The organism is Pontibacter virosus, assembly GCF_003096355.1.
Lineage (GTDB): Bacteria > Bacteroidota > Bacteroidia > Cytophagales > Hymenobacteraceae > Pontibacter > Pontibacter virosus.
Window position 1 is genome coordinate 283,052 of the sequence record NZ_QEKI01000002.1, and the last position, 19,003, is coordinate 302,054.

Genomic DNA, 19,003 nt, shown 5'->3' on the forward strand with positions numbered 1-19,003 from the left:
GGTACTGTTACTTAATACACTACTATTTTATACCAAGGGCCTAAAATTATCCGTGAAGCTCCTCAATAATCAGACGAACGACACCATCTTTTTAGAGCCAAAAAGAACAATTATTACCAGGTATAGTTATATATAATTTATCAGTTGCAGGCTTTCTGAGAGATAATGCGCTGCATTTGTCCTTTCCCCAAAAATTAGCTTTAATTTTGCCCTTCAGCCTCTACCCATTTACTGGTTTGCAGGCTATTTAAGTAGGTATAAGACAGTTTCGATGCAGGATATAGAGGAAGTAAAGCAAATACAGAAAGAGGAAAAAGAAAGCGGGTTTAAGCGGGAAATTACGCTTTTTGACGCCATCATGATCGTGACCGGTGGCATGATCGGTTCCGGTATATTCATTGTAACCGCAGATATATCCAGGGCAGTCGTAAGTCCGGGCAATATGCTGCTGGTGTGGGTGCTCTCGGGCTTCCTGACCATGGTGGGTGCCATCAGCTATGGCGAACTCTCGTCCATGTTCCCGAAAGTGGGCGGCCAATACGTATACCTGAAAGAGGCCTACAACAAGATGGTGGCCTTCCTCTACGGCTGGACGCTCTTTCTTGTGATCCAGACGGGGGTGATCGCAGCAGTGGGCGTAGCTTTCGCCCGTTTTACCGGAGTGCTTATACCTTGGTTCAGCGAAAGTAACGTGCTGTTTTCTTTGGGCAGCTTTAACTTCACCTCGGTGCAGCTGCTGGCCATCGCGAGCATCCTATACCTGACGTACATCAACTCCAGGGGCGTGAAGAGTGGCAAGCTGATTCAGAACATATTCGGCAGCACGAAGCTGATCGCCCTGTTCGGCCTGATCCTTTTCGGTCTGCTTTTCGGTATCAACGACACGGCGGTGCAGGCCAATTTCTCTGATTTCTGGGGCTCAGCAGCTGCCGCCTCGGGAGCCAGCGAAGCACCTCCGGTAGGTATGGCCTTGATAACAGCCATCGGCATCGCCATGGTGGGTGCCCTGTTCTCCGCCGACTCCTGGAACAACATTGGCTTTTCGGGTGACGAGATCGTGAATCCGAAGCGAACAATCGTGCTCAGCATGGTGATCGGCAGCGCGATTGTGATGGGTCTATACCTGATCATCAACCTGGTATACCTGTTGGTATTGCCCCTCAACGGCGACCCGAACGCGACAGACGTGATGGCGCAAGGCATCAAGTACGCTTCCAACGACCGCGTAGCCACAGCCGTGGCAGAGGTGATTGGAGGTTATCCAGCTACGGTAGGCATCGCCATCCTGATCATGATCTCCACATTCGGTTGTAACAACGGTGCCATTCTGTCTGGCGCGCGGGTATACTATGCCATCGCCAAAGATGGGTTGTTCTTCGAAAAGATGGGGCACCTGAACAAAAACGGCGTGCCGGCGGCCGCCCTGTGGCTACAGTGCGCCTGGGCCTGTCTGCTTTGCCTCTCCGGCACCTACAACGACCTCCTCGACTACGTGATCTTTGCGGTGATGCTCTTTTACATCCTGACGATTATTGGGGTGTTTGTGCTGCGTGTGCGCCGCCCGGATCTCAAGCGTCCTTACAAAGCCTTCGGTTACCCGATTCTGCCGGCACTTTATGTTTTGATTGCCTCAGGCATTTGCATCATCCTGCTCGTCTACAAGCCAGTCTATACCTGGCCAGGCCTGATCATCGTGGCGCTGGGCATACCGGTTTATTATTTCTTCGGAAGCAAGTTTAAGAAGGAGTCGGGTATGTAAGTGGTCCACTTTATGAAAATTGAAAAGCAGTTTGTCAGGTATGGCGGACTGCTTTTTTTGTAGCTTTGCTGCCTTAATCGGCCAATGGTCGGAAACACGAAGCTGTATGAGCACCGTTTATTTTATCAGTGGCCTTGGGGCGGACGAGCGCATGTTTCAGTTTCTGCACATCAAATGCAGAAACAAGGTATATGTGCGCTGGATTCAGCCTTTTGACAACGAGCCACTGCACGACTATGCGGTACGACTGGCTGGGCAAATTACCGAACCCAACCCGGTGCTGGTGGGCATGTCCTTTGGCGGCGTGGTGGCCATTGAGCTGGCTAAGTTTCTGAAACCATGCAAGACCATCCTGATCTCGAGCATCGCCAGTAGCAGAATTTTGCCGTGGTACTACCGCCTGATGGGTTTTCTGCGGCTGCACCGCATTATACCAGTGTCCTGGCTCAAGCGCTTCCATTTTGTGGGGCCGCTGCTGTTCGGTGCCAGCACCAAAGCCGAAAAAGTGCTGCTCAAGCAGGTGATTCTTGAAACTGACCCACACTTCCTGCGCTGGGCCATCGGGCAGTTGCTCAACTGGCAACAACCTGACCATTATGAGAACGCCGTGATGATCCACGGCACAGCCGACCGCATCCTGCCGATGAGTACCTACCCGGGTATTATTAAAGTGAAAAGAGCCGGTCACCTGATGGTTTTGAGCCACGCTTCCGAGATAAGTGCTATCTTGGATAAGATTTTAGAAGATTGCGAAACATGACAACAGATAAAAAGAAATTCATTATCAAGACGCCGGACGGCCAGACAGCCGACCTCACCAATGCAACTACCCTCCGCAGCAACAACCTCTACCCTTTCGGTCGACACAACTACTCCATCTATGAAAGCCCGGAAGGCGTATTTGTACGTGGCTTTAACAGTGGCGAGCGTGAGATCATGCTCACCGGCTTTGAGATAATTGACGAGGCGACGGCCCGCAACTACAAGCATACCTACACCCGCGAAGACGAGTAGCCATGGAGTTGAGTTTCTGGGAAAAAGAATCGTATTTCAGCAACATCGACGTGCTTATTGTGGGCAGCGGCATCGTGGGTTTGAACGCGGCGCTATACCTCAAAACACAGCAGCCCGCCCTGAAAGTAATGGTGGTAGAGCGTGGACTATTGCCTACTGGGGCCAGCACCCGCAACGCCGGCTTCGCTTGCTTCGGCAGTCCCTCGGAGCTACTCGACGATCTGAGCCACCACAGCGAGGATGAGGTATTTGCGCTGGTAGAGCGGCGCTGGCGAGGGTTGCAGCGCCTGCGCCAGAACCTCGGCGACCAGGCCATTGACTACCACCACTGGGGTGGCTACGAACTGTTTGAGGAAAGCCAAAAGCCGCTGTATGAAGCCTGTCTCGAGCAATTGCCCTACCTCAACAAGCAGCTGCAGCAGGTGACCGGTGAGCAGGATATCTACCGCCCGGCCGACCACAAGATCAGTGATTTCGGATTTAAGCAGCTAGCCCATTTGATCGAAAGCACAGCCGAGGGGCAGATCGATACGGGTAAGATGATACTGGCACTCACGCAGAAGGTACAGGCCCTGGGTGTGATCGTGCTGAACGGACTGGAGATTGAAAGTCTGCAGGAGGAAAGCACAGGCATCACCGCCCTCACAAAACAAGGCATTGCTATACCTGCCCGTGCGGCCCTGGTTGCGACCAACGGCTTTGCCCGCCAGTTGCTACCGCAATTGCAGGTGGCACCGGCCCGGGCGCAGGTACTCATCACCAAGCCTATACCTGACCTGCGGTTCAAAGGCACCTTTCACTACGACAAAGGATTCTACTACTTCCGCAATATCGGCAATCGGGTACTTTTCGGCGGTGGTCGCAACCTCGACTTCGAAACCGAAGAGACCACAGAGATGGGCTTGACAGAACTGGTGCAGAACAAGCTGGACGAACTGTTGCGAGAAGTCATCCTACCTGGTACGCCCTATGAAGTAGAACAGCGCTGGAGCGGCATCATGGGTGTGGGATCTAGCAAGTCAACCATCGTGCAGCCAGTATCGGAGCACGTGTGCTGCGCCGTGCGCATGGGCGGCATGGGTGTGGCAATCGGTTCACTGGTAGGGGAAGAGGGGGCTGCACTGGTATTAGAGAGGCTGTAGAAGGTATACCCAGCGCTTCATAATTTTGACAAAAGATTACTCGCTGAAAGATACTTTGATTAGGCTTTGACGCCCGACAATAATTGAAAGGTTTCTAACTCACTTCTATAAACAAAAAAGGTAAACCGTAAGTGGTTTACCTTTTTCAGTTTCTATCGTTTGTACGAGTTACATTCGTATCCATTGAGTCGAGGTGTTTTGGTTGGGGATCATCAGGCTTTTGGCGGCGTCTTTCTCCGCTCTATAAAATTCCTGGTACTCTTCTTCGCTCATTTCTTCACGAAGGGCAATGTGGAATTTGGCCAGTTCAGGGTATAATTGGTTGCGTTCCTGGCGCTCCTGCGGACTGTCTGTGTTAAAATCGTAAAAGGATTTTACAAAATTTTTCATAATTAAATATTTGATTTAAAGTGAGTTGGAAAACAGTTTTACTCCCAAGCTTCTTTTTAAGTTGTCTATATTTAGAAGCAGTTTTCCACAATCCGCCCTCACTGCTAGCAAACCCATAAAATCTACCTGACGAAGTCAATAACATAAAAGGCCCTACCAGCTGGCAGGGCCTTTTATGTAAAATATCAAATACTTATATAGTTGAATCTGTCAAATTCTGCAATTAGAAACAGCTGTCACATTACTGACTGAGGTGCTTAAAATAGAGACCGGTTGCCACCAGCAGGAGTTTGGTTAGCTCAGGAATATCCCGTGCGATGGAAATCCGGCCAATCGAATTACTAAAGCTCCCCTGTTCAAAATGCATCAGGCTACTGCCAGCTTCGTCGAACAAATCTCTGCTGCTGTCTGATGCCTTGCCCCCGAACGTAAACTGCTCGCCGGTGACCAGAGTCGTCGTGGTTTTGCCAAAGCCTGACGTCTTGCTCATACCGATCACTTCGTCTTTGAAGCAGATCGTGACGTCATGTTGGAGCCAGCCCTTCCTTTGGAAGTAAAGATTGATGCGCTCTGAGCTGAAATCGGCGTCGTTGCTTGCCCAGCCTTTGAAAGCAAGCGCACCAACCACTCCATTTTCGTCACTTACAGTATATTTCCGGGACGTCAGGTTCTCTTGTTTCCAGTGCAGCAGCTCCATAGCTTAATTTAAGCCCAGCACGTCTACGCCCTGCTCAAACACCACGTCAACAGGTATGTTCTTCTGACTGAGGCGGTCCAGGTCGGCCTGCAGTTCCGCACTGATCTGCCCTTGCTCGTTCAGGAGCCTGCCCACACCGGCATAGTCACCGTTGCCTTGCAGTGTGAGGATCAGTTCAGACAACTTGTCCATGGCCTCTCCCATCTTCACGTAGTTCACGCGGTACTTGCCAGTCTGCGCGTCTCGCTCAAAGGCGCCGTTTTCCTTAAAGAAGTTGAAGCGTACCATGTTGGCCTTGCCGTGGGCGCTGGCCGCACCGAAACGCACCGAACGGAAAATGCCTGCCATAAAAGTGGTATAGTAATCCTCGAGGCTGCCGCTCACTTCGCCTTTTTTGTGCAGCTGTGTGATCATGTAGAGGCCCAGGATATCGGCTTTGCCCTCTTCCAGTGCTGAAGCGTGTTCTTTCAGGGCCTCACGCACCGTGCCTTTGCCGTTGATGGTGTTTTTGATGCCTAGCCCGTGCGCCACCTCGTGGAACATGGTATTGGCAAAGAAGGCGTCGAAAGTGATGTGCTGCTTCTGATCATCGGCGATCAGTTCGTCAGCAATTGGCAGCATGATCTTGTCGAACTTGGCCTGCATGGCGTTTTTGAGTTGCAGACGGCGCGTGCCCTTCTTCAACTGCACCTCCTCGTCGTTGGGCAGGTTGATGGCAATGGTCTTGCTGCCCGCGCTGCAGTCACCGGCGTAGTACACCACGTCGTAGGCGTTCAGGTCAGAGTCTGTGCCAGGCGTTTCTTTTTTGTAGTTGGCGGGCACGGGCAGTCCGCGCTGTAGTTCTGGCAAAAAGGCAGCATACTTCTCGAGGCGCTTGCTCCACTCCATGTCCTTAATCAGCACATAGGCCTCATGCGCCGCTTTGTAGCCGAACACCTTGTCTTCGTAGGTTTCGATCGGGCCGATGATGACGTCGATGCGGTTGTTCTTCATGTCCATCCAGGCCAGGTCGCTTGGCTGGTAGTTGTCATTCAGCAGTGCATCGGCGCGCAGGGTCAGGTATTTTTTCAGGCCCGGCTCCTCGGCCAGGTTCGCTGCCTGACGCAGCAGGTCGGAAGCACGCTTCACCTGTTCTTTAAATTGCACGTGGTAAGGCACAGTCATTAACTGGCCGTTGGCATCGCGGCGCAGGAAGGTATACTGGCTGGCTTTGTCTTTCAGGTTGGCCTTTTCGAACTCCTCTTTCGTCATATCGTGCGGGTAGAAGTTGGCCGCATCGGGTTTTGGTCCCACGCCAGGCAGAAAGGGCTCGTTGTTATTGAGGCGGTCCCAGGGGCCGTAGTTGATCTTCACAAACTGTTTGGCAGCATCGTCAGTTAAGGCATTCAGCAGCGAGTCTTTCTTGCCGTAGGCCTCATACCAGAACAATTCGTCCATGATGTTGCTTGCCTCGATCAGGAGCGGGATCATTTGCCGCTCTTTCTCGCTCAGGCCGCTCAGGTCGGAAGTGAGGCGCACGGTCGTGTACATACCCAGCTTTTGCTGCAGGTCGGTAGCAGTAGAGTCGGTCTGCACAGTTTCGGTGGTTTGGGCTTCGTTGGTAGTGCTGCCGGTGCAGGCGGCCGTCATGGCGGCTACAGCGGAGGCTAGTATCAGGTGGCGTGATTTCATGTTGGTATAAGGTTAGTTTTATTTTTCAAGAGAAAGATACAGTATTTGAGATAAAAGAAAAAGCCGCCACCCTTTGTCGGGGCAGCGGCTTATACCTATGTGATGCTGTTGACTTGCCTTAAAACAAGCCGAACAACTCACTGTTGATCCGTTCAATGATGCTTCCCAGATCCTCCGGGTTCGCCACGAAGTCCATGTTGTTCACGTCGATCACCAGCAGCTTGCCTTGGTCGTATGTGCTCATCCAGGTGTTGTAGTGCTCGTTGAGGTTGCGCAGGTAGTTGATGCTAATGTTGTTTTCGTACTCACGGTTGCGCTTCTCGATCTGCCCGATCAGCTTCGGCAGGTCCGCCTTCAGGTAGATCATCAGGTCAGGCGCTTTCACCATGCTGATCATCGACTGGAACAGGGCAAAGTAGTTTTCGTAGTCGCGCGTACTCATCAACCCGGAATCGTGCAGGTTCTTCGCAAAGATGTAAGCGTCTTCGTAGATGGTACGGTCCTGAATCACGTGTCCGTCCTTGGCCTGAATTTGCTGTACCTGCCCAAAACGGCTGTTCAAAAAGAACACTTGCAGGTGAAAAGACCACCGTTCCATGTCGTCATAAAAATCCTTCAGGTAGGGGTTGTTCTCGACGGCCTCCAGGTATAGCTCCCACTTAAAGTGCTGGGAGAGTTTAGTAGCCAGGGTAGTTTTGCCGGCGCCAATATTGCCGACGATCGCAATGTGCATGGTAATGATATAAGAAGTGAAGAAACCGGTTGCAAATTAAAGCTTTTTTTCGTGGCTGCTCGCCACTATTCCTGAAACTTACCAACGGGATTATACACACGACTTAGCGCCGTATCCACACCCAAACCACTATACCCTTATACCTCAAGGAATTAAACCACAGGTATAGCGCATTTATTTCGGCCTAGTCCTGCCTTTGGCGTTTTCAACTCATCTGAGAAGGCTGCGTAAACTGTAGGTGAAACCAAACTTAAAAACTATGACTAAGGGACACAACCAAGACAAGAACAAAACAGAGCAGAAACCTGAAGCCAAGCACAAAGGTGGCCAGGAAGGAAACCGCGGCCTGAGCGATCAGCAGAAGGATAAAAGCCCGAACCAAGGTAGGAATGACAAAAAAGACCAGTCTGGTGGCACCAAAGGCCAAAATGCTATTTAGTTAACAGTACTTCCTAAAACAGCCGGAGCGTGAAGCGATCTATTGCTGCACGCTCCGGCTGTTTTAGGAAATAGATAAATCTCTCTTTTCGCAAAAACAGTTATACCTAGCGTTGCTCCCGCATCTGGTTATACTTGTCTTTGGCATCGCGGCTTTTGCGCAGGGTGTTGAACTCTACCTGCAGTGCCGCCACTTTCATTTTGTCGCTGTTACTCATTTGGCTGAGCACCTGCTGCTTGCGGTCGTTAAGCTGCAGGTATACGTGCTCGGCATAGTCCCAGTCGCGCAGGCTCCAGTCGGTGCGCTGCGCCCGCACGTTTTCCATAAACCTGACAAAAGTGCCACGCAACTGGCTGGCCTTGAGCTGTCCGATTTTGTTCGTGCCGACCAGGCGGCGTTCCCAGGTAGCGGCCGTTTCGCGGCTGAGGGGCTGCCCGTAGCGTTCTTCCTTCTCAGCCTCCCACTCCTGGTACTGGTTTTTCAGTTCGCCATACTCCTGCTTCGACGCTTCGTTCATCTGACTGCTGCTACGGTCCAGGCTTTGGGTACGGGCTCTGAACTCCTGCTTCACTGTCGGCCATTCAGCCCTTGTTATGCTGTCGCCCTGGTTCACTCTTCTGTTCATCCAGTTACGGAAATCCTCCAGGTCTTGCTCCAGCTTCGATTTGGTCTGCGCCTGAACTCCAAGCGTGCTGACGAGCATCAGAAGCATTAAGGCAGCCACAGATAACTTCTTCATAAGTTGGTTTGTTTTTGTTTTGTGATCGAATACTCTTTTAACACAGCTTCCACAATAAATATTATGCCAGAGTATTCCGATTGCGCTATATTTTTTAATGCGGATACTCTACCTGCACCAGGTATAACAAGACGTTTGCTATCTTTTTGCAACTACTTACGTTTAAAGCAATGGCAGGCATTTTGCAGGCTCCGCACTTGGGATTGTGCCACACGCGTTCTTCCCCATCAAACTAAAACTTATATGCGTAAAACGAGGGACAACTTCCACGAAACCGTTGTTTCCATACCTAACCGGGACGAAATTATTCTGAGCGCCGAACGCTTTCCGTTCAAGGCGACCCTCAGTCTGTCACCGTTGGTGACCTACTGGGAAAACAAGATCAAGACCGACCCGAACTGCAATGTGTCTCGTGTAAACGAGCTGGCCGGTTTGCTGCGCCAAAACCCCGCGCTGCTGGAGCCGATCGAAGATGTGTCTATCATTGACAAATACATCGACACGGTCGATATCCTGATGGAAGACATTTTTCCGAGCGCCCTTTGGGAGAACGATCTTCGTGCCACGGCGCTTCCCTTTCACTTCGACAGCTTCTACGCCACGCCACGCCTGGAGGAACTCGACTTGCTGGGAGGCGGCAACTATACCCAAAAGCTTAACCTCGACCTCAAAACCCTGCTCTTCCGCCAGACGCTTTCGGCTTATACCCTGATCCTGGAGAAGTTCTACAACGCCAACTTCTTTGTGGACGAGCCCTTTATCTTCAGCATCAAAGACAAGTTCACCAAACTCGACCGGCACTACAAGCTGATCACCGATCTGAAGTTCATGAAAGTGAAGGCCAAAGGGCCGATCAAGAAACTCAGCACACAGGAAATAAACTTTCTAATTAACCGCTACAACGACCTGGACCTTTGGATGCAGAAGATTCCGCCGGAGAACTTTGAGTTCAGTGGATTTGCCATCTACGATTTTACGGATGTGACTAACGAGGCGACGATCTCCTCGCTGCGCTACGACCTGCTCGACCAGGACTCTGTGACCACACCAGACGGGTTCGAGAGCCTGCAGCAGAAGCTGCGCGTGCTCTTCGGGCTGCCGGGTTTGCGGCTGGGTTTGTCTTCCCTGCCCGCGTTGCACGACTTTGACACCAACTTTACCCGCAAAACCTGGAACGGGCTGGTGTTGCAGAAGAATTCCCGCATCAAACTCGAGGATTTAACCGAATCCATCTACGCTCCTGTGCTCATAAAGGGCAATACCATTATAGTGGACGACCTGGAGCAGCTGGACGAGCCTAACAGATTGGAGCAGGAGCTGATTAAGACCGGCCTGCGCAACCTGATCATTGCACCGCTGCAGTACGAAGGCAAAAAGATCGGTATGTTGGAACTGGCTTCGCCTATACCTGGTGAACTGAATGCACTCTCCACCATCAAGCTCAAGGAGATTCTGCCGCTTTTTGCGCTGGCGCTCAATCGCATGCTCGACGAATTGCGCAGCAGCATCCAAAACATCATCAAAGAGAAGTACACGGCCATTCACCCGATCGTGGAATGGCGCTTTACGCAGGCAGCCATCAACCTGCTCGATAAGATGGAACGCAATGTACCGGCCGAGATCGAACCGATCGTGTTCCGTGACATCTACCCGCTTTACGGTGTATCGGATGTCCGCAGTTCGGCTTCGGAGCGCATCAAGGCCATACAAGGCGACCTGCTCGAGCAGCTGGTGCTGGCCAAAGAGGTGATACTGGCTGCCAAAGACAAGCTGCCGCTCTCCATCCTGGACGAGTTGATCTACAAGATAGACAAGTACTCGCAGAATATCGTGCACGAGCTGGGCTCGGGCGACGAGGCTGTGGTGCTGGAGTTTCTGCGAAGCGAGATCGAGCCGCTCTTCAATCACTTTGCCCAGAAATACCCGTCCACTCAAAAGGCCATTGAAGCTTACCGGAAGGCTACCAACAATCCGAACGGCGTGGTGTACAACAAGCGACGGGCCTACGAAGAGAGCCTATACCTGATCAACGACACCATTTCGAGCTTCCTGGACCGGGAGGAGGAAAAGGCGCAGCAGATCTTTCCGCACTACTTTGAGAAGTATAAGACGGATGGGCTGGAGTATAACATTTACATCGGGGCATCGCTTCTGAACAGCGGTCATTTTGAGGAGCTATACCTGAAGAACATGCGCCTCTGGCAGCTGATGCTTACCTGCGAGATTGCCCGTCGCATCCACAAACTGCGCGCTAACCTGAAACTGCCGCTCGAGATCACCCAATTGATCCTGGTGCACAGCAGCCCGATCTGCATCCGATTCCGGCTGGATGAGAAAAAGTTTGATGTGGAGGGCGCCGACAACATACGCTACGAGATCATCAAGAAGCGAATAGACAAGGCAACGCTGCGTGGCACCGAAGAGCGCCTGACCCAGCCCGGCAAGGTCGCTATTGTGTACACGCAGCCACGCGAAGCGCAGGAATACCGCCGCTACATCGACTTCCTGCAGGCAGAGGGCTATATTGAAGATGAGGTAGAAGACCTGGATATAGAGGAACTGCAAGGAGTTCAGGGCTTGAAAGCGCTACGCATTTCGATCAACTTCCAGGAGCAGTTGCGCCACGATATTGATGCCGGAGACGAGCTGTTGCGGATCGCGCAAGCGGCCGCACTCAATTAAAATTGCACTTTTATATAAATCGTAACTTTTTTACAAGCAAGCACTTTTAATAACAAGCTATAAATCAGAACATTATATCAAAATCAAAGTTGTAAGATTCTGTCAGTCACAGGCATTCCTGTAATTTTCTCTACATCAGTGCAATTATTTTAAAGGAAAGGGCGTTTTACCTGAGACTGCCGGGGAAGCGCCCTGTGCTGTTTATTTATTTTCACTTTTCAACTTTTAGCCAAATGAAATTGAAAAACCGTTTTTTACCCGCCATGCTTGTGTTTGGCGCAGTAGCACTATCGTCTTGCGAGAAAAATGACCACGAGTCTGCAGAACCTACTTTTGACCGTGGCAACCTGTCTCATATCATGCTGGATTCAGCAGAGGTTACTTCTTACAAAGTGGTGAGCAAGCAGCTTAGCCAGGTAAACCACTACAACCAGAAAACCGGTGAAGTGGAGAGCTTTGACAAGTACGAGCGCGATAACAAGGGTCGTCTGATCAAGAGCGCGACCTACGCTGGCAAGAGCCAGACACTTCTTACAGAGCAGCACTTCACTTACAGCGATAAAGGCGAATTGAGCAAGTCTGTGTCTACTTACTTTACAGGAGGCAAGCCGGAGTACCAGACCTACAGCACTTATTCTTATGACGCTGCTAACAAACTGAGCAAAAAATCAGTTTATGAAGGCACGGAGGACAAAGGTAAACTGAAGTCTTTTACGACATACGAGGTAATGCCAAACGGTAACTACGCCCAGGAGAAGCAGTTTGTGATCGACGGCAGTGGAGATGCGAAGCTTTATGCGACCACGACCAACTCGTACGACTCAAACCCGAACCCACTGCACGCTTTTGCAGAGCCAGGTGCGGCCAGCAGCCCGAACAACCTGGTGCGTTCTTCTATGGAAGTGCACAACAGCCAAAAAGCATTTACGCGCTCTTACTCTTACAAGTACGATGACAGCGGCATGCCGATCAGCCAGACCGTGACATTGCCAAACGGCAAGTCGCAAACATTCAACTACGTGTACAGCAACTAAGACTGGCACATCAGTAGAGTCACAGCCCCCGGACATGGACGTCCGGGGGCTGTGGTGTTTCTGGCCCTACCCTGTTGCGAGCCAGTAGCTGGTAATTGTGCCGAAAAAGGCTATATTTGTTATCATACTATACACAAGACAATGGCGAAGACAAAAATAACAGTGAACAGCAATGGCTCACTTAGAGTTGAGGGTGAATTTGAGATCGTGGACAAGCACGGCAATGTTTACGGGCTTGGTGGTCGGGAGCTGGTCTCGATCTGCCGCTGCGGCATGTCGAATAACAAACCGTTTTGCGATGGCTCGCACAAAGGGCACTTCGAGCACGATGCCGAAGCATTTGACCTGCCTCCTAAAAAACAGTAATCGTCGTAACACACCCTGTTCACTATGGCAGAGCGCCTGATTACCGTTGCTACCTTCAGCCAGCCCACTGAAGCCCACATTTTGAAAGGCCGCCTCGAGGCGGAGGGAATTCTCTGCTTCCTGGGAGACGAGCAAATTATCGCGGCACAGCCTCTGTACTCGTTGGCCGTGGGCGGTGTGAAACTGCAGGTAACAGAAGGTGATGTGGAAGAGGCGCTCGAGTTGCTGGGTCGCATAGAGCGCGGTACCAGTGAGTACATTCTTGATGATAACATTGAACTGGCGCCTCCCACGCAGGTGTACCAGGATGTGGAGGCCTGTCCGATCTGCGAATCAAAAAACGTATCTGCACGCGGCTTCTTCGGAGGCGTGTTGGGTATTACGCTGCCTTTCATTAGTCGGCGCTACGGCTGCCACGATTGCGGCTATACCTGGAAAGTAAATTAAAAAGCGCCCTGTGGGGCGCTTTTTTTATACCTGCAGTTTTACGATTTCCGCGCTTACTTCAGGCTGTTTACCAGCTGCACATATTGTGCACGGGCATCTTCCTGGCTTGTGCCTTCCAAACTTTTCCAGGCGTCCCACTTGGCTATGTTCTTAAAATCAAAGCCGCCTGGACGATCCGTGTTCACATCCCCTTCTGTAGCCTGCTTGAATAAGCTGTAAAGTTGCAGCAGTATCGTATTCGACGGACGCTCCGTTAGTTCTTTCGACTGAGCTACTGCCTGCTCAAATTCTTCTTGTGTTGCCATAGTGTATCAGATTTATTGTTTTAGCGATTCTAAGGTATAAAAAAATACGCTGCATGCATAACTTTATTTAATGATTAACTTCTCTGTATTTTTCTTATTTTTATATTAGGTATAAAATACACGAACTATGAAAAAAGCAAACAACAGCACGACGGCTCCGGCCATGCTACTATCCGCGTGCCTGCTCGCAGGCACAGCCTGCAGCACGACGCAACCAGGCACCACAGCAGAGACGGCTACAACCGAACAAATAACCGAGGCCACAGTAAAGGCTAATGCCGCCCAGCCGCAGCCGCCTGTCGCCTCTAAGAAACCGAAAGAACTGACAGCGCACGGGCATACTCGAACCGACAACTATTACTGGATGAACGAGCGCGAAAACCCAGAAGTAATTGCCTACCTGAACGCCGAAAACGAATATACCAAACAGGTGATGGCGGATACAGAAGCACTGCAGGAAAAGCTCTTCAACGAAATTGTAGGCCGCATCAAGCAAACCGACGAGTCGGTACCCTACAAAAAGAACGGCTTCTTCTATTATACCCGTTTTGAGGCCGGCAAAGAGTATCCGATCTACGCCCGCAAAAAAGGAAGTCTGGATGCCAAGGAAGAGATTATGGTGAACGCCAACGAGCGTGCCGAGGGCAAGAGTTACTATGCTGCTGCCGGTATGAACGTGAGCCCCGACAACCGCCTGGTGGCCTTTGGGGAAGACACGGTGAGCCGCCGACAGTATACCATCCGTTTCAAAGACCTGCAAACCGGCGAGCTATTGCCCGACCGTATACCGAACACCACGGGCGGTGCGGTATGGGCCAACGACAACAAAACGGTGTTCTATACCATGAAAGACCCTTCGCTACGCTCTTTTAAGATATTCCGCCATACCCTGGGTACACCTACCTCGCAGGACAAAGAGGTATACCATGAGGCCGATGAAACCTTCAGCACCTTTGTCTATAAAACCAAGTCCGAGAAATACATAATCATCGGTTCCAGCAGTACGCTCTCGCAAGAGTACCGTTTCTTGGATGCCGCCAATCCAACTGCTACGCTTAAAGTGATCCAGCCACGCGAGCGCGGACTCGAGTATGGCGTCGATCACTTTGGTGACAGCTTCTACATCCGCACCAACAAAGACGGCGCGACTAACTTTAAACTGATGAAGACGCCTGTGGGCAAGACCACGAAGGAAAACTGGAAAGAGGTAATACCGCACCGTGCTGACACCTACCTGGAGGGCACTGAAATTTTCAAGGACTACCTGGTACTGCAGGAGCGCCAGAATGGCCTGACGCAGCTGCGTGTGAAGAAGTGGAACGACCCGAAAACGGACTACTATGTAGATTTTGGTGAAGAGGCCTATACCGCCGGCATCAGCGTCAACCCCGACTTTGATAGCAAGGTGCTGCGCTACGTGTACAGCTCCCTCACCACCCCAAGCTCCACGTTCGACTACAACATGGAAACCAAACAGAAAACCCTGCTGAAGGAACAGGAAGTGGTGGGCGATTTTGACAAGAACAACTATGAAGCCAAGCGCATCTACGCCACTGCCAAAGACGGCACCAAAATTCCGGTTTCGCTGGTATACCGCAAAGGCCTGAAGCTCGACGGCAACAACCCAACCCTGCAGTATGCTTACGGTTCTTATGGCATCAGCATGAACCCTGGCTTTAGCTCCGTTCGCCTCAGCCTCCTTGACCGTGGCTTTGTATACGCCATTGCCCATATTCGCGGTGGTCAGGAAATGGGCCGCCAGTGGTACGAGGACGGCAAGCTGATGAAAAAGAAAAACACCTTCACAGATTTTATTGATGTATCCGAGTACCTGATCCAGCAAGGCTATACTAATCCGGACAAATTGTTTGCACAGGGTGGTAGCGCCGGCGGTCTGCTAATAGGCGCTGTTGCCAACATGCGCCCCGACTTGTATGAAGGTATGCACGCCGCCGTGCCGTTTGTGGACGTAATTACTACCATGCTCGATACCAGCATACCACTGACCACCGGGGAGTTTGACGAGTGGGGCAACCCGGCCAACAAGGACGCTTATGACTACATGCTCTCTTACTCGCCTTATGACAACGTGGAGGCCAAGGACTACCCGAATATGCTCGTCACCACTGGTCTGCACGACTCGCAGGTGCAATACTTCGAGCCTGCCAAGTGGGTGGCCAAGCTGCGCGAGCTAAAGACCGATGATAACCTGCTACTCTTCCAGACCAACATGGAAGCGGGGCACGGCGGCGCATCCGGTCGCTTCCAGCCATACCGCGAAACAGCGCTGCAGTATGCTTTCTTTTTGAAGCTGGCGGGGATTAATGAGTAATGAATAGTTAATAATGAGAAATTAAGACTAGGTAATCGAGCATGAGTAATCAGTAATTTACAGAATTACTCTTCATTTACTCCGATGCAAAAGCAAGCCCGCTGCAAATGATTTACAGCGGGCTTGCTTTTTAGTTTAGTTATTTCGAATGCTAATGAGAAATCTGAAACAACAAGTCAGATATCTCCTATCGTCGAGATGACAGAGGGCAGTTTCTTATGAGATCATTCTAACCCACCTTCACCACGATCTTGCCAAACTGCTTACCGGCTTCCATGTAGCGCATGGCCTGCTCGGTTTCTTCTAGCGGGAACACGATATCTACTACGGGCTTCACTTTTTTTTCTGCCACAAACGCGATCATCCCGGCAAAGTCCTGATTGGTGCCCATGGTACTGCCGTGTATGGCAAGCTGCTTCCAAAATATCTCAGCAGGGTTAATCTGCCCGATCATGCCGGTGGTACCACCATAGATCCCGATGCGGCAGCCTGGCTTGGCCAGTTTCACGAGTTGCACAAAGCCTTCGCCTGCAGCCCCGTCGATGCTCACATCGAACCCGCCCACTTCGGCTTTCAGTTCCTTGCCCCAGCTTTCTTTCCTGTAATTAATGCCGCCTGTTGCACCTAGTTCTTTTGCTTTTTCGATCTTCACGTCCGATCCGGATGTCACCCATACCTCTGCTCCTGCCGCTACCGCAAACTGCACGGCAAACAGCGCCACGCCGCCACCGGCACCTGTTACCAGTACCCGCTCACCGGCTTTCAATCCGCACTTTGTGAACATGGCACGATAAGCCGTAACGCCTGCCAAAGGCAGGGCGGCCGCTTCCTCAAAACTCAGGTGCCCTGGCTTAGGGTGCAGGTTGGAAGCTTTTACTTTCACGTAGTCCGCAAAAGTACCGTCCTCGGGCATACCCAGCACCTTATACTCCTTACTGTGCGCCTGCGGATTGTCTCCCCAGTCAGTCGAAGGGTCGATCACGACCTCCTTCCCTACCCAACTTTCATCCACGCCTTCGCCCACTTCTGTTACTATACCTGCACCGTCAGACCCTAGTATGGCCGGGTAGTCTTTGGTGAAATAGCGACCGTACTGTATCCAGACGTCACGGTGGTTCAGGGCGGCTGCTTTTATCTGCACAACGGCTTCTCCAGGACCGGCAGTAGGCTTTTCTTTCTCGATCAGAACAAAAGGGCTATTTATCGCTTCCAGGTAGATGGCTCTCATAGTATTTGGATTTAGGTATGTATACAAAGGTATAATTTCTGCCCTAAGCTGAAAAACCTATCAGAGCAGGCATTGGCTTTTTATACGGGAGCGCTTATCTTCGTTGTTAGCACAGAAATACCGGCGCACATGAAAAGCAAATTTAGCATACGGGAAGCAACAGTAGCTGACATACCTGCCATTCACCAGTTGGCCAAAGCCATCTGGGAACCCACTTACCGCCCCATTCTTTCGCGGGAGCAGATCGACTACATGTTTGAGGTGATTTATGCTGCGGGAGCCCTTGAGCTGCAAATGAAAGAAGGTCAGACTTTTATTTTACTGTTCGACGTCGCGGAGCCAATCGGTTTTGCAGCTTATTCTATGAAAGACGCTGAAGATTCAGTGTACAAGCTGAATAAGATATACCTGCTCCCTTCCCGGCAAGGCGAAGGACTGGGCAAGCTGTTGCTTGAAGAAGTAGAGGAGAGAGTAGGCAGAGTTGGCGCCCGCTACCTGGACCTGAACGTGAACAAGTATAACAAGGCAAAGGCATTTTATGAAAGTTGCGGCTATCATGTGCACATAGAAGAGGATATCCCGATTGGACCTTACTGGATGAACGATTATGTGATGCGGAAGCAATTGGCATAAAAAAACGGGCAGCTTTTCAGCTGCCCGTTCTTATACTATCCTTGTAGTAAGATTAGTTATGTGCGATCGGATCTGCGTTGCCGTCTGGATCACCTTTCACATAGCCACTTGTGTTCGGCTTACCGCCTGTAAGCAGTAAAACACCAGCTACGTGCGGAGAGGCCATTGACGTACCGCTGATCGTGTTATAGCCACCGCTCTTCCAGGTAGACTTGATGCTCACACCTGGTGCGCAATAGTCTACTGGCGGGTTGCCATAGTTAGAGAAGCTAGCCCATGTATCAGAAGAGTTCATGGCAGAAACAGTGTAGATGTTAGCACCGTTCGCACGAGCTGGCGAAGAGTCGCCTGCATGTGCACCGTCATTACCAGCTGCCAGAGCGAAGAAGATGCCTTTGCTAGCCGCAGCCACCACAGCGTCATCCAGTGCCTGAGATACAGGACCGCCTAAGCTCATGTTAGCTACATCACCGGCTTTACCGTTTGCAGCTACATAGTCTACACCCTTGATAACGCCAGAGTAAGATCCACTACCACGTGTATCAAGCACTTTTACAGCAACTACAGTAGCGTCATAGGCAACACCAATTACACCTACTGTGTTGTTTTTAGCTGCGATTGTACCAGCTACGTGTGTACCGTGACCGTTGCCGTCATCAGCAGATTTAGAATCTTTACCTGTAGTAAACACAGTCATACTGCGAGCCACGTCAACGTTTAGGTCAGCGTGGTCAAGGTCGATGCCAGAGTCAATTACCCAGGCAGTTTTGCCAGCGCCGCTAGCATAACCTACGCGTGTAATACCATAAGGAACTTCCTGTGTGTTAGAAGCAGTAACGTCACCGCTTCCTGGAGGAGCCAGTGCCACAATTCTATCTGGTTCAATGTAAGCCACACGGTCATCGCGACGAAGTGCGTCAACCTGCTCGTCAGTGAGTTTGGCAGCCATACCTAAGATAGCCTGGCCGTATGCCTGCTCTATTGTTGCATTGGCAATACCATTTGAATCAAGTAGCTCCTGGCCCATTTCACGCACCGCGCCTACACGCTCAGCATAGGTAGTAGTACCATCCAGACGCAGGTTAGCATCTTTCTTAAATACTACTATGTACTGACCTTTAATAACAGCCCCATTCTGAGTAGAGGTCTGTAAATTTTCTGCTACTTCGGTTGCTTCAGGAGCTTCAGAGTCGCAAGAGGTAAACGATACGGCGGCAGTAGAGAGAGCTGCCCCGAATAGCACAGAACGAAGGACGTTCTTAACGCGTAAGGTGTTTTTCATACTTGTAAAAGATGTTAGGTTAGTTAAAGTTTTAAGGTTTATTATAAGGATAGTGGAAACTAAACTATTGAATAGAATTTATATATCCAAATAAAAGTATAATTTTTTTT

19 protein-coding genes are annotated in these 19,003 nt (G+C 50.9%); 11 read left to right on the plus strand and 8 right to left on the minus strand.

Annotation, left to right across the window (positions count from 1 at the left end; all coding sequences use genetic code 11):
* Positions 1–271 precede the first annotated feature (271 nt).
* The 4 genes from C8E01_RS04265 to C8E01_RS04280 all read left to right on the plus strand — a co-directional run bounded on the left by C8E01_RS04265 (position 272) and on the right by C8E01_RS04280 (position 3,915).
* Positions 272–1,759, plus strand: a complete 1,488-nt coding sequence (locus tag C8E01_RS04265; RefSeq protein ID WP_116542114.1) for an APC family permease — start codon at positions 272–274, stop codon at positions 1,757–1,759.
* Between the two features lie 106 nt (positions 1,760–1,865).
* Positions 1,866–2,519: an alpha/beta hydrolase gene (locus C8E01_RS04270; protein WP_116542115.1), complete on the plus strand. Its 654-nt coding sequence runs from the start codon at positions 1,866–1,868 to the stop codon at positions 2,517–2,519.
* Complete coding sequence (locus C8E01_RS04275) at positions 2,516–2,773, plus strand: hypothetical protein (RefSeq protein WP_116542116.1); 258 nt, start codon at positions 2,516–2,518, stop codon at positions 2,771–2,773. The genes C8E01_RS04270 and C8E01_RS04275 overlap by 4 nt, the downstream gene beginning before the upstream one ends.
* A gap of 2 nt (positions 2,774–2,775) precedes the next feature.
* Positions 2,776–3,915, plus strand: coding sequence for an NAD(P)/FAD-dependent oxidoreductase (locus C8E01_RS04280; RefSeq protein WP_116542117.1), 1,140 nt, complete (start codon positions 2,776–2,778; stop codon positions 3,913–3,915).
* Between the two features lie 168 nt (positions 3,916–4,083).
* Here C8E01_RS04280 and C8E01_RS04285 read toward each other — a convergent pair whose 3' ends face one another.
* The 4 genes from C8E01_RS04285 to C8E01_RS04300 all read right to left on the minus strand — a co-directional run bounded on the left by C8E01_RS04285 (position 4,084) and on the right by C8E01_RS04300 (position 7,406).
* On the minus strand, positions 4,084–4,305 hold the full coding sequence (locus tag C8E01_RS04285; RefSeq protein ID WP_116542118.1) for a hypothetical protein: 222 nt from the start codon (positions 4,303–4,305) through the stop codon (positions 4,084–4,086).
* A 241-nt stretch (positions 4,306–4,546) separates the two neighbouring features.
* Positions 4,547–5,002, minus strand: coding sequence for a hypothetical protein (locus C8E01_RS04290; protein WP_116542119.1), 456 nt, complete (start codon positions 5,000–5,002; stop codon positions 4,547–4,549).
* A gap of 3 nt (positions 5,003–5,005) precedes the next feature.
* Positions 5,006–6,673 carry a dipeptidyl-peptidase 3 family protein gene (locus tag C8E01_RS04295; protein ID WP_116542120.1) on the minus strand — a complete coding sequence of 556 codons (1,668 nt, stop codon included), beginning with the start codon at positions 6,671–6,673 and terminating at the stop codon, positions 5,006–5,008.
* Positions 6,674–6,791: 118 nt separating this feature from the next.
* Entirely contained in the window at positions 6,792–7,406 is a 615-nt protein-coding gene (locus tag C8E01_RS04300; protein ID WP_116542121.1) for a deoxynucleoside kinase, read from the minus strand.
* A gap of 259 nt (positions 7,407–7,665) precedes the next feature.
* On the opposite strand from C8E01_RS04300, the gene C8E01_RS04305 reads away from it, so the two are divergent.
* A complete protein-coding gene (locus C8E01_RS04305; protein ID WP_116542122.1) occupies positions 7,666–7,845 on the plus strand; it encodes a hypothetical protein in 180 nt (59 codons plus the stop codon).
* A gap of 106 nt (positions 7,846–7,951) precedes the next feature.
* Here C8E01_RS04305 and C8E01_RS04310 read toward each other — a convergent pair whose 3' ends face one another.
* Positions 7,952–8,584: a DUF6565 domain-containing protein gene (locus C8E01_RS04310; protein ID WP_116542123.1), complete on the minus strand. Its 633-nt coding sequence runs from the start codon at positions 8,582–8,584 to the stop codon at positions 7,952–7,954.
* Positions 8,585–8,827: 243 nt separating this feature from the next.
* On the opposite strand from C8E01_RS04310, the gene C8E01_RS04315 reads away from it, so the two are divergent.
* The 4 genes from C8E01_RS04315 to C8E01_RS04330 all read left to right on the plus strand — a co-directional run bounded on the left by C8E01_RS04315 (position 8,828) and on the right by C8E01_RS04330 (position 13,113).
* Positions 8,828–11,266 carry a GAF domain-containing protein gene (locus tag C8E01_RS04315; RefSeq protein WP_116542124.1) on the plus strand — a complete coding sequence of 813 codons (2,439 nt, stop codon included), beginning with the start codon at positions 8,828–8,830 and terminating at the stop codon, positions 11,264–11,266.
* A 233-nt stretch (positions 11,267–11,499) separates the two neighbouring features.
* Positions 11,500–12,300 carry a hypothetical protein gene (locus tag C8E01_RS04320; RefSeq protein ID WP_116542125.1) on the plus strand — a complete coding sequence of 267 codons (801 nt, stop codon included), beginning with the start codon at positions 11,500–11,502 and terminating at the stop codon, positions 12,298–12,300.
* Between the two features lie 141 nt (positions 12,301–12,441).
* On the plus strand, positions 12,442–12,666 hold the full coding sequence (locus C8E01_RS04325) for a CDGSH iron-sulfur domain-containing protein (RefSeq protein WP_116542126.1): 225 nt from the start codon (positions 12,442–12,444) through the stop codon (positions 12,664–12,666).
* 24 nt (positions 12,667–12,690) lie between these two features.
* Positions 12,691–13,113: a putative signal transducing protein gene (locus C8E01_RS04330; protein ID WP_116542127.1), complete on the plus strand. Its 423-nt coding sequence runs from the start codon at positions 12,691–12,693 to the stop codon at positions 13,111–13,113.
* A gap of 53 nt (positions 13,114–13,166) precedes the next feature.
* Here C8E01_RS04330 and C8E01_RS04335 read toward each other — a convergent pair whose 3' ends face one another.
* Entirely contained in the window at positions 13,167–13,418 is a 252-nt protein-coding gene (locus C8E01_RS04335; RefSeq protein WP_116542128.1) for an acyl-CoA-binding protein, read from the minus strand.
* Positions 13,419–13,545: 127 nt separating this feature from the next.
* On the opposite strand from C8E01_RS04335, the gene C8E01_RS04340 reads away from it, so the two are divergent.
* The gene (locus C8E01_RS04340; protein WP_116542129.1) at positions 13,546–15,750 is read left to right on the plus strand and encodes a S9 family peptidase; all 2,205 of its coding nucleotides are present in this window, start codon (positions 13,546–13,548) and stop codon (positions 15,748–15,750) included.
* Positions 15,751–15,979: 229 nt separating this feature from the next.
* Here the strand turns inward: C8E01_RS04340 and C8E01_RS04345 are convergent, their stop codons facing one another.
* On the minus strand, positions 15,980–16,978 hold the full coding sequence (locus C8E01_RS04345; RefSeq protein ID WP_116542130.1) for a zinc-binding dehydrogenase: 999 nt from the start codon (positions 16,976–16,978) through the stop codon (positions 15,980–15,982).
* 129 nt (positions 16,979–17,107) lie between these two features.
* Between C8E01_RS04345 and C8E01_RS04350 the strand changes: the two genes are divergently transcribed.
* Entirely contained in the window at positions 17,108–17,611 is a 504-nt protein-coding gene (locus C8E01_RS04350) for a GNAT family N-acetyltransferase (RefSeq protein ID WP_116542131.1), read from the plus strand.
* Between the two features lie 52 nt (positions 17,612–17,663).
* Here C8E01_RS04350 and C8E01_RS04355 read toward each other — a convergent pair whose 3' ends face one another.
* A complete protein-coding gene (locus C8E01_RS04355) occupies positions 17,664–18,893 on the minus strand; it encodes a S8 family serine peptidase (protein WP_116542132.1) in 1,230 nt (409 codons plus the stop codon).
* Between the last annotated feature and the right edge of the window lie 110 nt (positions 18,894–19,003).

Excerpts from the sequence above, each read along its gene's own strand:
- C8E01_RS04345 (WP_116542130.1), bottom strand. The coding sequence starts at position 16,978 with ATGAGAGCCATCTACCTGGAAGCGATAAATAGCCCTTTTGTTCTGATC.
- C8E01_RS04270 (WP_116542115.1), top strand. The coding sequence starts at position 1,866 with ATGAGCACCGTTTATTTTATCAGTGGCCTTGGGGCGGACGAGCGCATG.
- C8E01_RS04320 (WP_116542125.1), top strand. The coding sequence starts at position 11,500 with ATGAAATTGAAAAACCGTTTTTTACCCGCCATGCTTGTGTTTGGCGCA.
- C8E01_RS04275 (WP_116542116.1), top strand. The coding sequence starts at position 2,516 with ATGACAACAGATAAAAAGAAATTCATTATCAAGACGCCGGACGGCCAG.
- C8E01_RS04315 (WP_116542124.1), top strand. The coding sequence starts at position 8,828 with ATGCGTAAAACGAGGGACAACTTCCACGAAACCGTTGTTTCCATACCT.
- C8E01_RS04290 (WP_116542119.1), bottom strand. The coding sequence starts at position 5,002 with ATGGAGCTGCTGCACTGGAAACAAGAGAACCTGACGTCCCGGAAATAT.
- C8E01_RS04265 (WP_116542114.1), top strand. The coding sequence starts at position 272 with ATGCAGGATATAGAGGAAGTAAAGCAAATACAGAAAGAGGAAAAAGAA.
- C8E01_RS04340 (WP_116542129.1), top strand. The coding sequence starts at position 13,546 with ATGAAAAAAGCAAACAACAGCACGACGGCTCCGGCCATGCTACTATCC.
- C8E01_RS04325 (WP_116542126.1), top strand. The coding sequence starts at position 12,442 with ATGGCGAAGACAAAAATAACAGTGAACAGCAATGGCTCACTTAGAGTT.
- C8E01_RS04355 (WP_116542132.1), bottom strand. The coding sequence starts at position 18,893 with ATGAAAAACACCTTACGCGTTAAGAACGTCCTTCGTTCTGTGCTATTC.
- C8E01_RS04335 (WP_116542128.1), bottom strand. The coding sequence starts at position 13,418 with ATGGCAACACAAGAAGAATTTGAGCAGGCAGTAGCTCAGTCGAAAGAA.
- C8E01_RS04350 (WP_116542131.1), top strand. The coding sequence starts at position 17,108 with ATGAAAAGCAAATTTAGCATACGGGAAGCAACAGTAGCTGACATACCT.
- C8E01_RS04285 (WP_116542118.1), bottom strand. The coding sequence starts at position 4,305 with ATGAAAAATTTTGTAAAATCCTTTTACGATTTTAACACAGACAGTCCG.
- C8E01_RS04310 (WP_116542123.1), bottom strand. The coding sequence starts at position 8,584 with ATGAAGAAGTTATCTGTGGCTGCCTTAATGCTTCTGATGCTCGTCAGC.
- C8E01_RS04300 (WP_116542121.1), bottom strand. The coding sequence starts at position 7,406 with ATGCACATTGCGATCGTCGGCAATATTGGCGCCGGCAAAACTACCCTG.
- C8E01_RS04295 (WP_116542120.1), bottom strand. The coding sequence starts at position 6,673 with ATGAAATCACGCCACCTGATACTAGCCTCCGCTGTAGCCGCCATGACG.
- C8E01_RS04305 (WP_116542122.1), top strand. The coding sequence starts at position 7,666 with ATGACTAAGGGACACAACCAAGACAAGAACAAAACAGAGCAGAAACCT.
- C8E01_RS04280 (WP_116542117.1), top strand. The coding sequence starts at position 2,776 with ATGGAGTTGAGTTTCTGGGAAAAAGAATCGTATTTCAGCAACATCGAC.
- C8E01_RS04330 (WP_116542127.1), top strand. The coding sequence starts at position 12,691 with ATGGCAGAGCGCCTGATTACCGTTGCTACCTTCAGCCAGCCCACTGAA.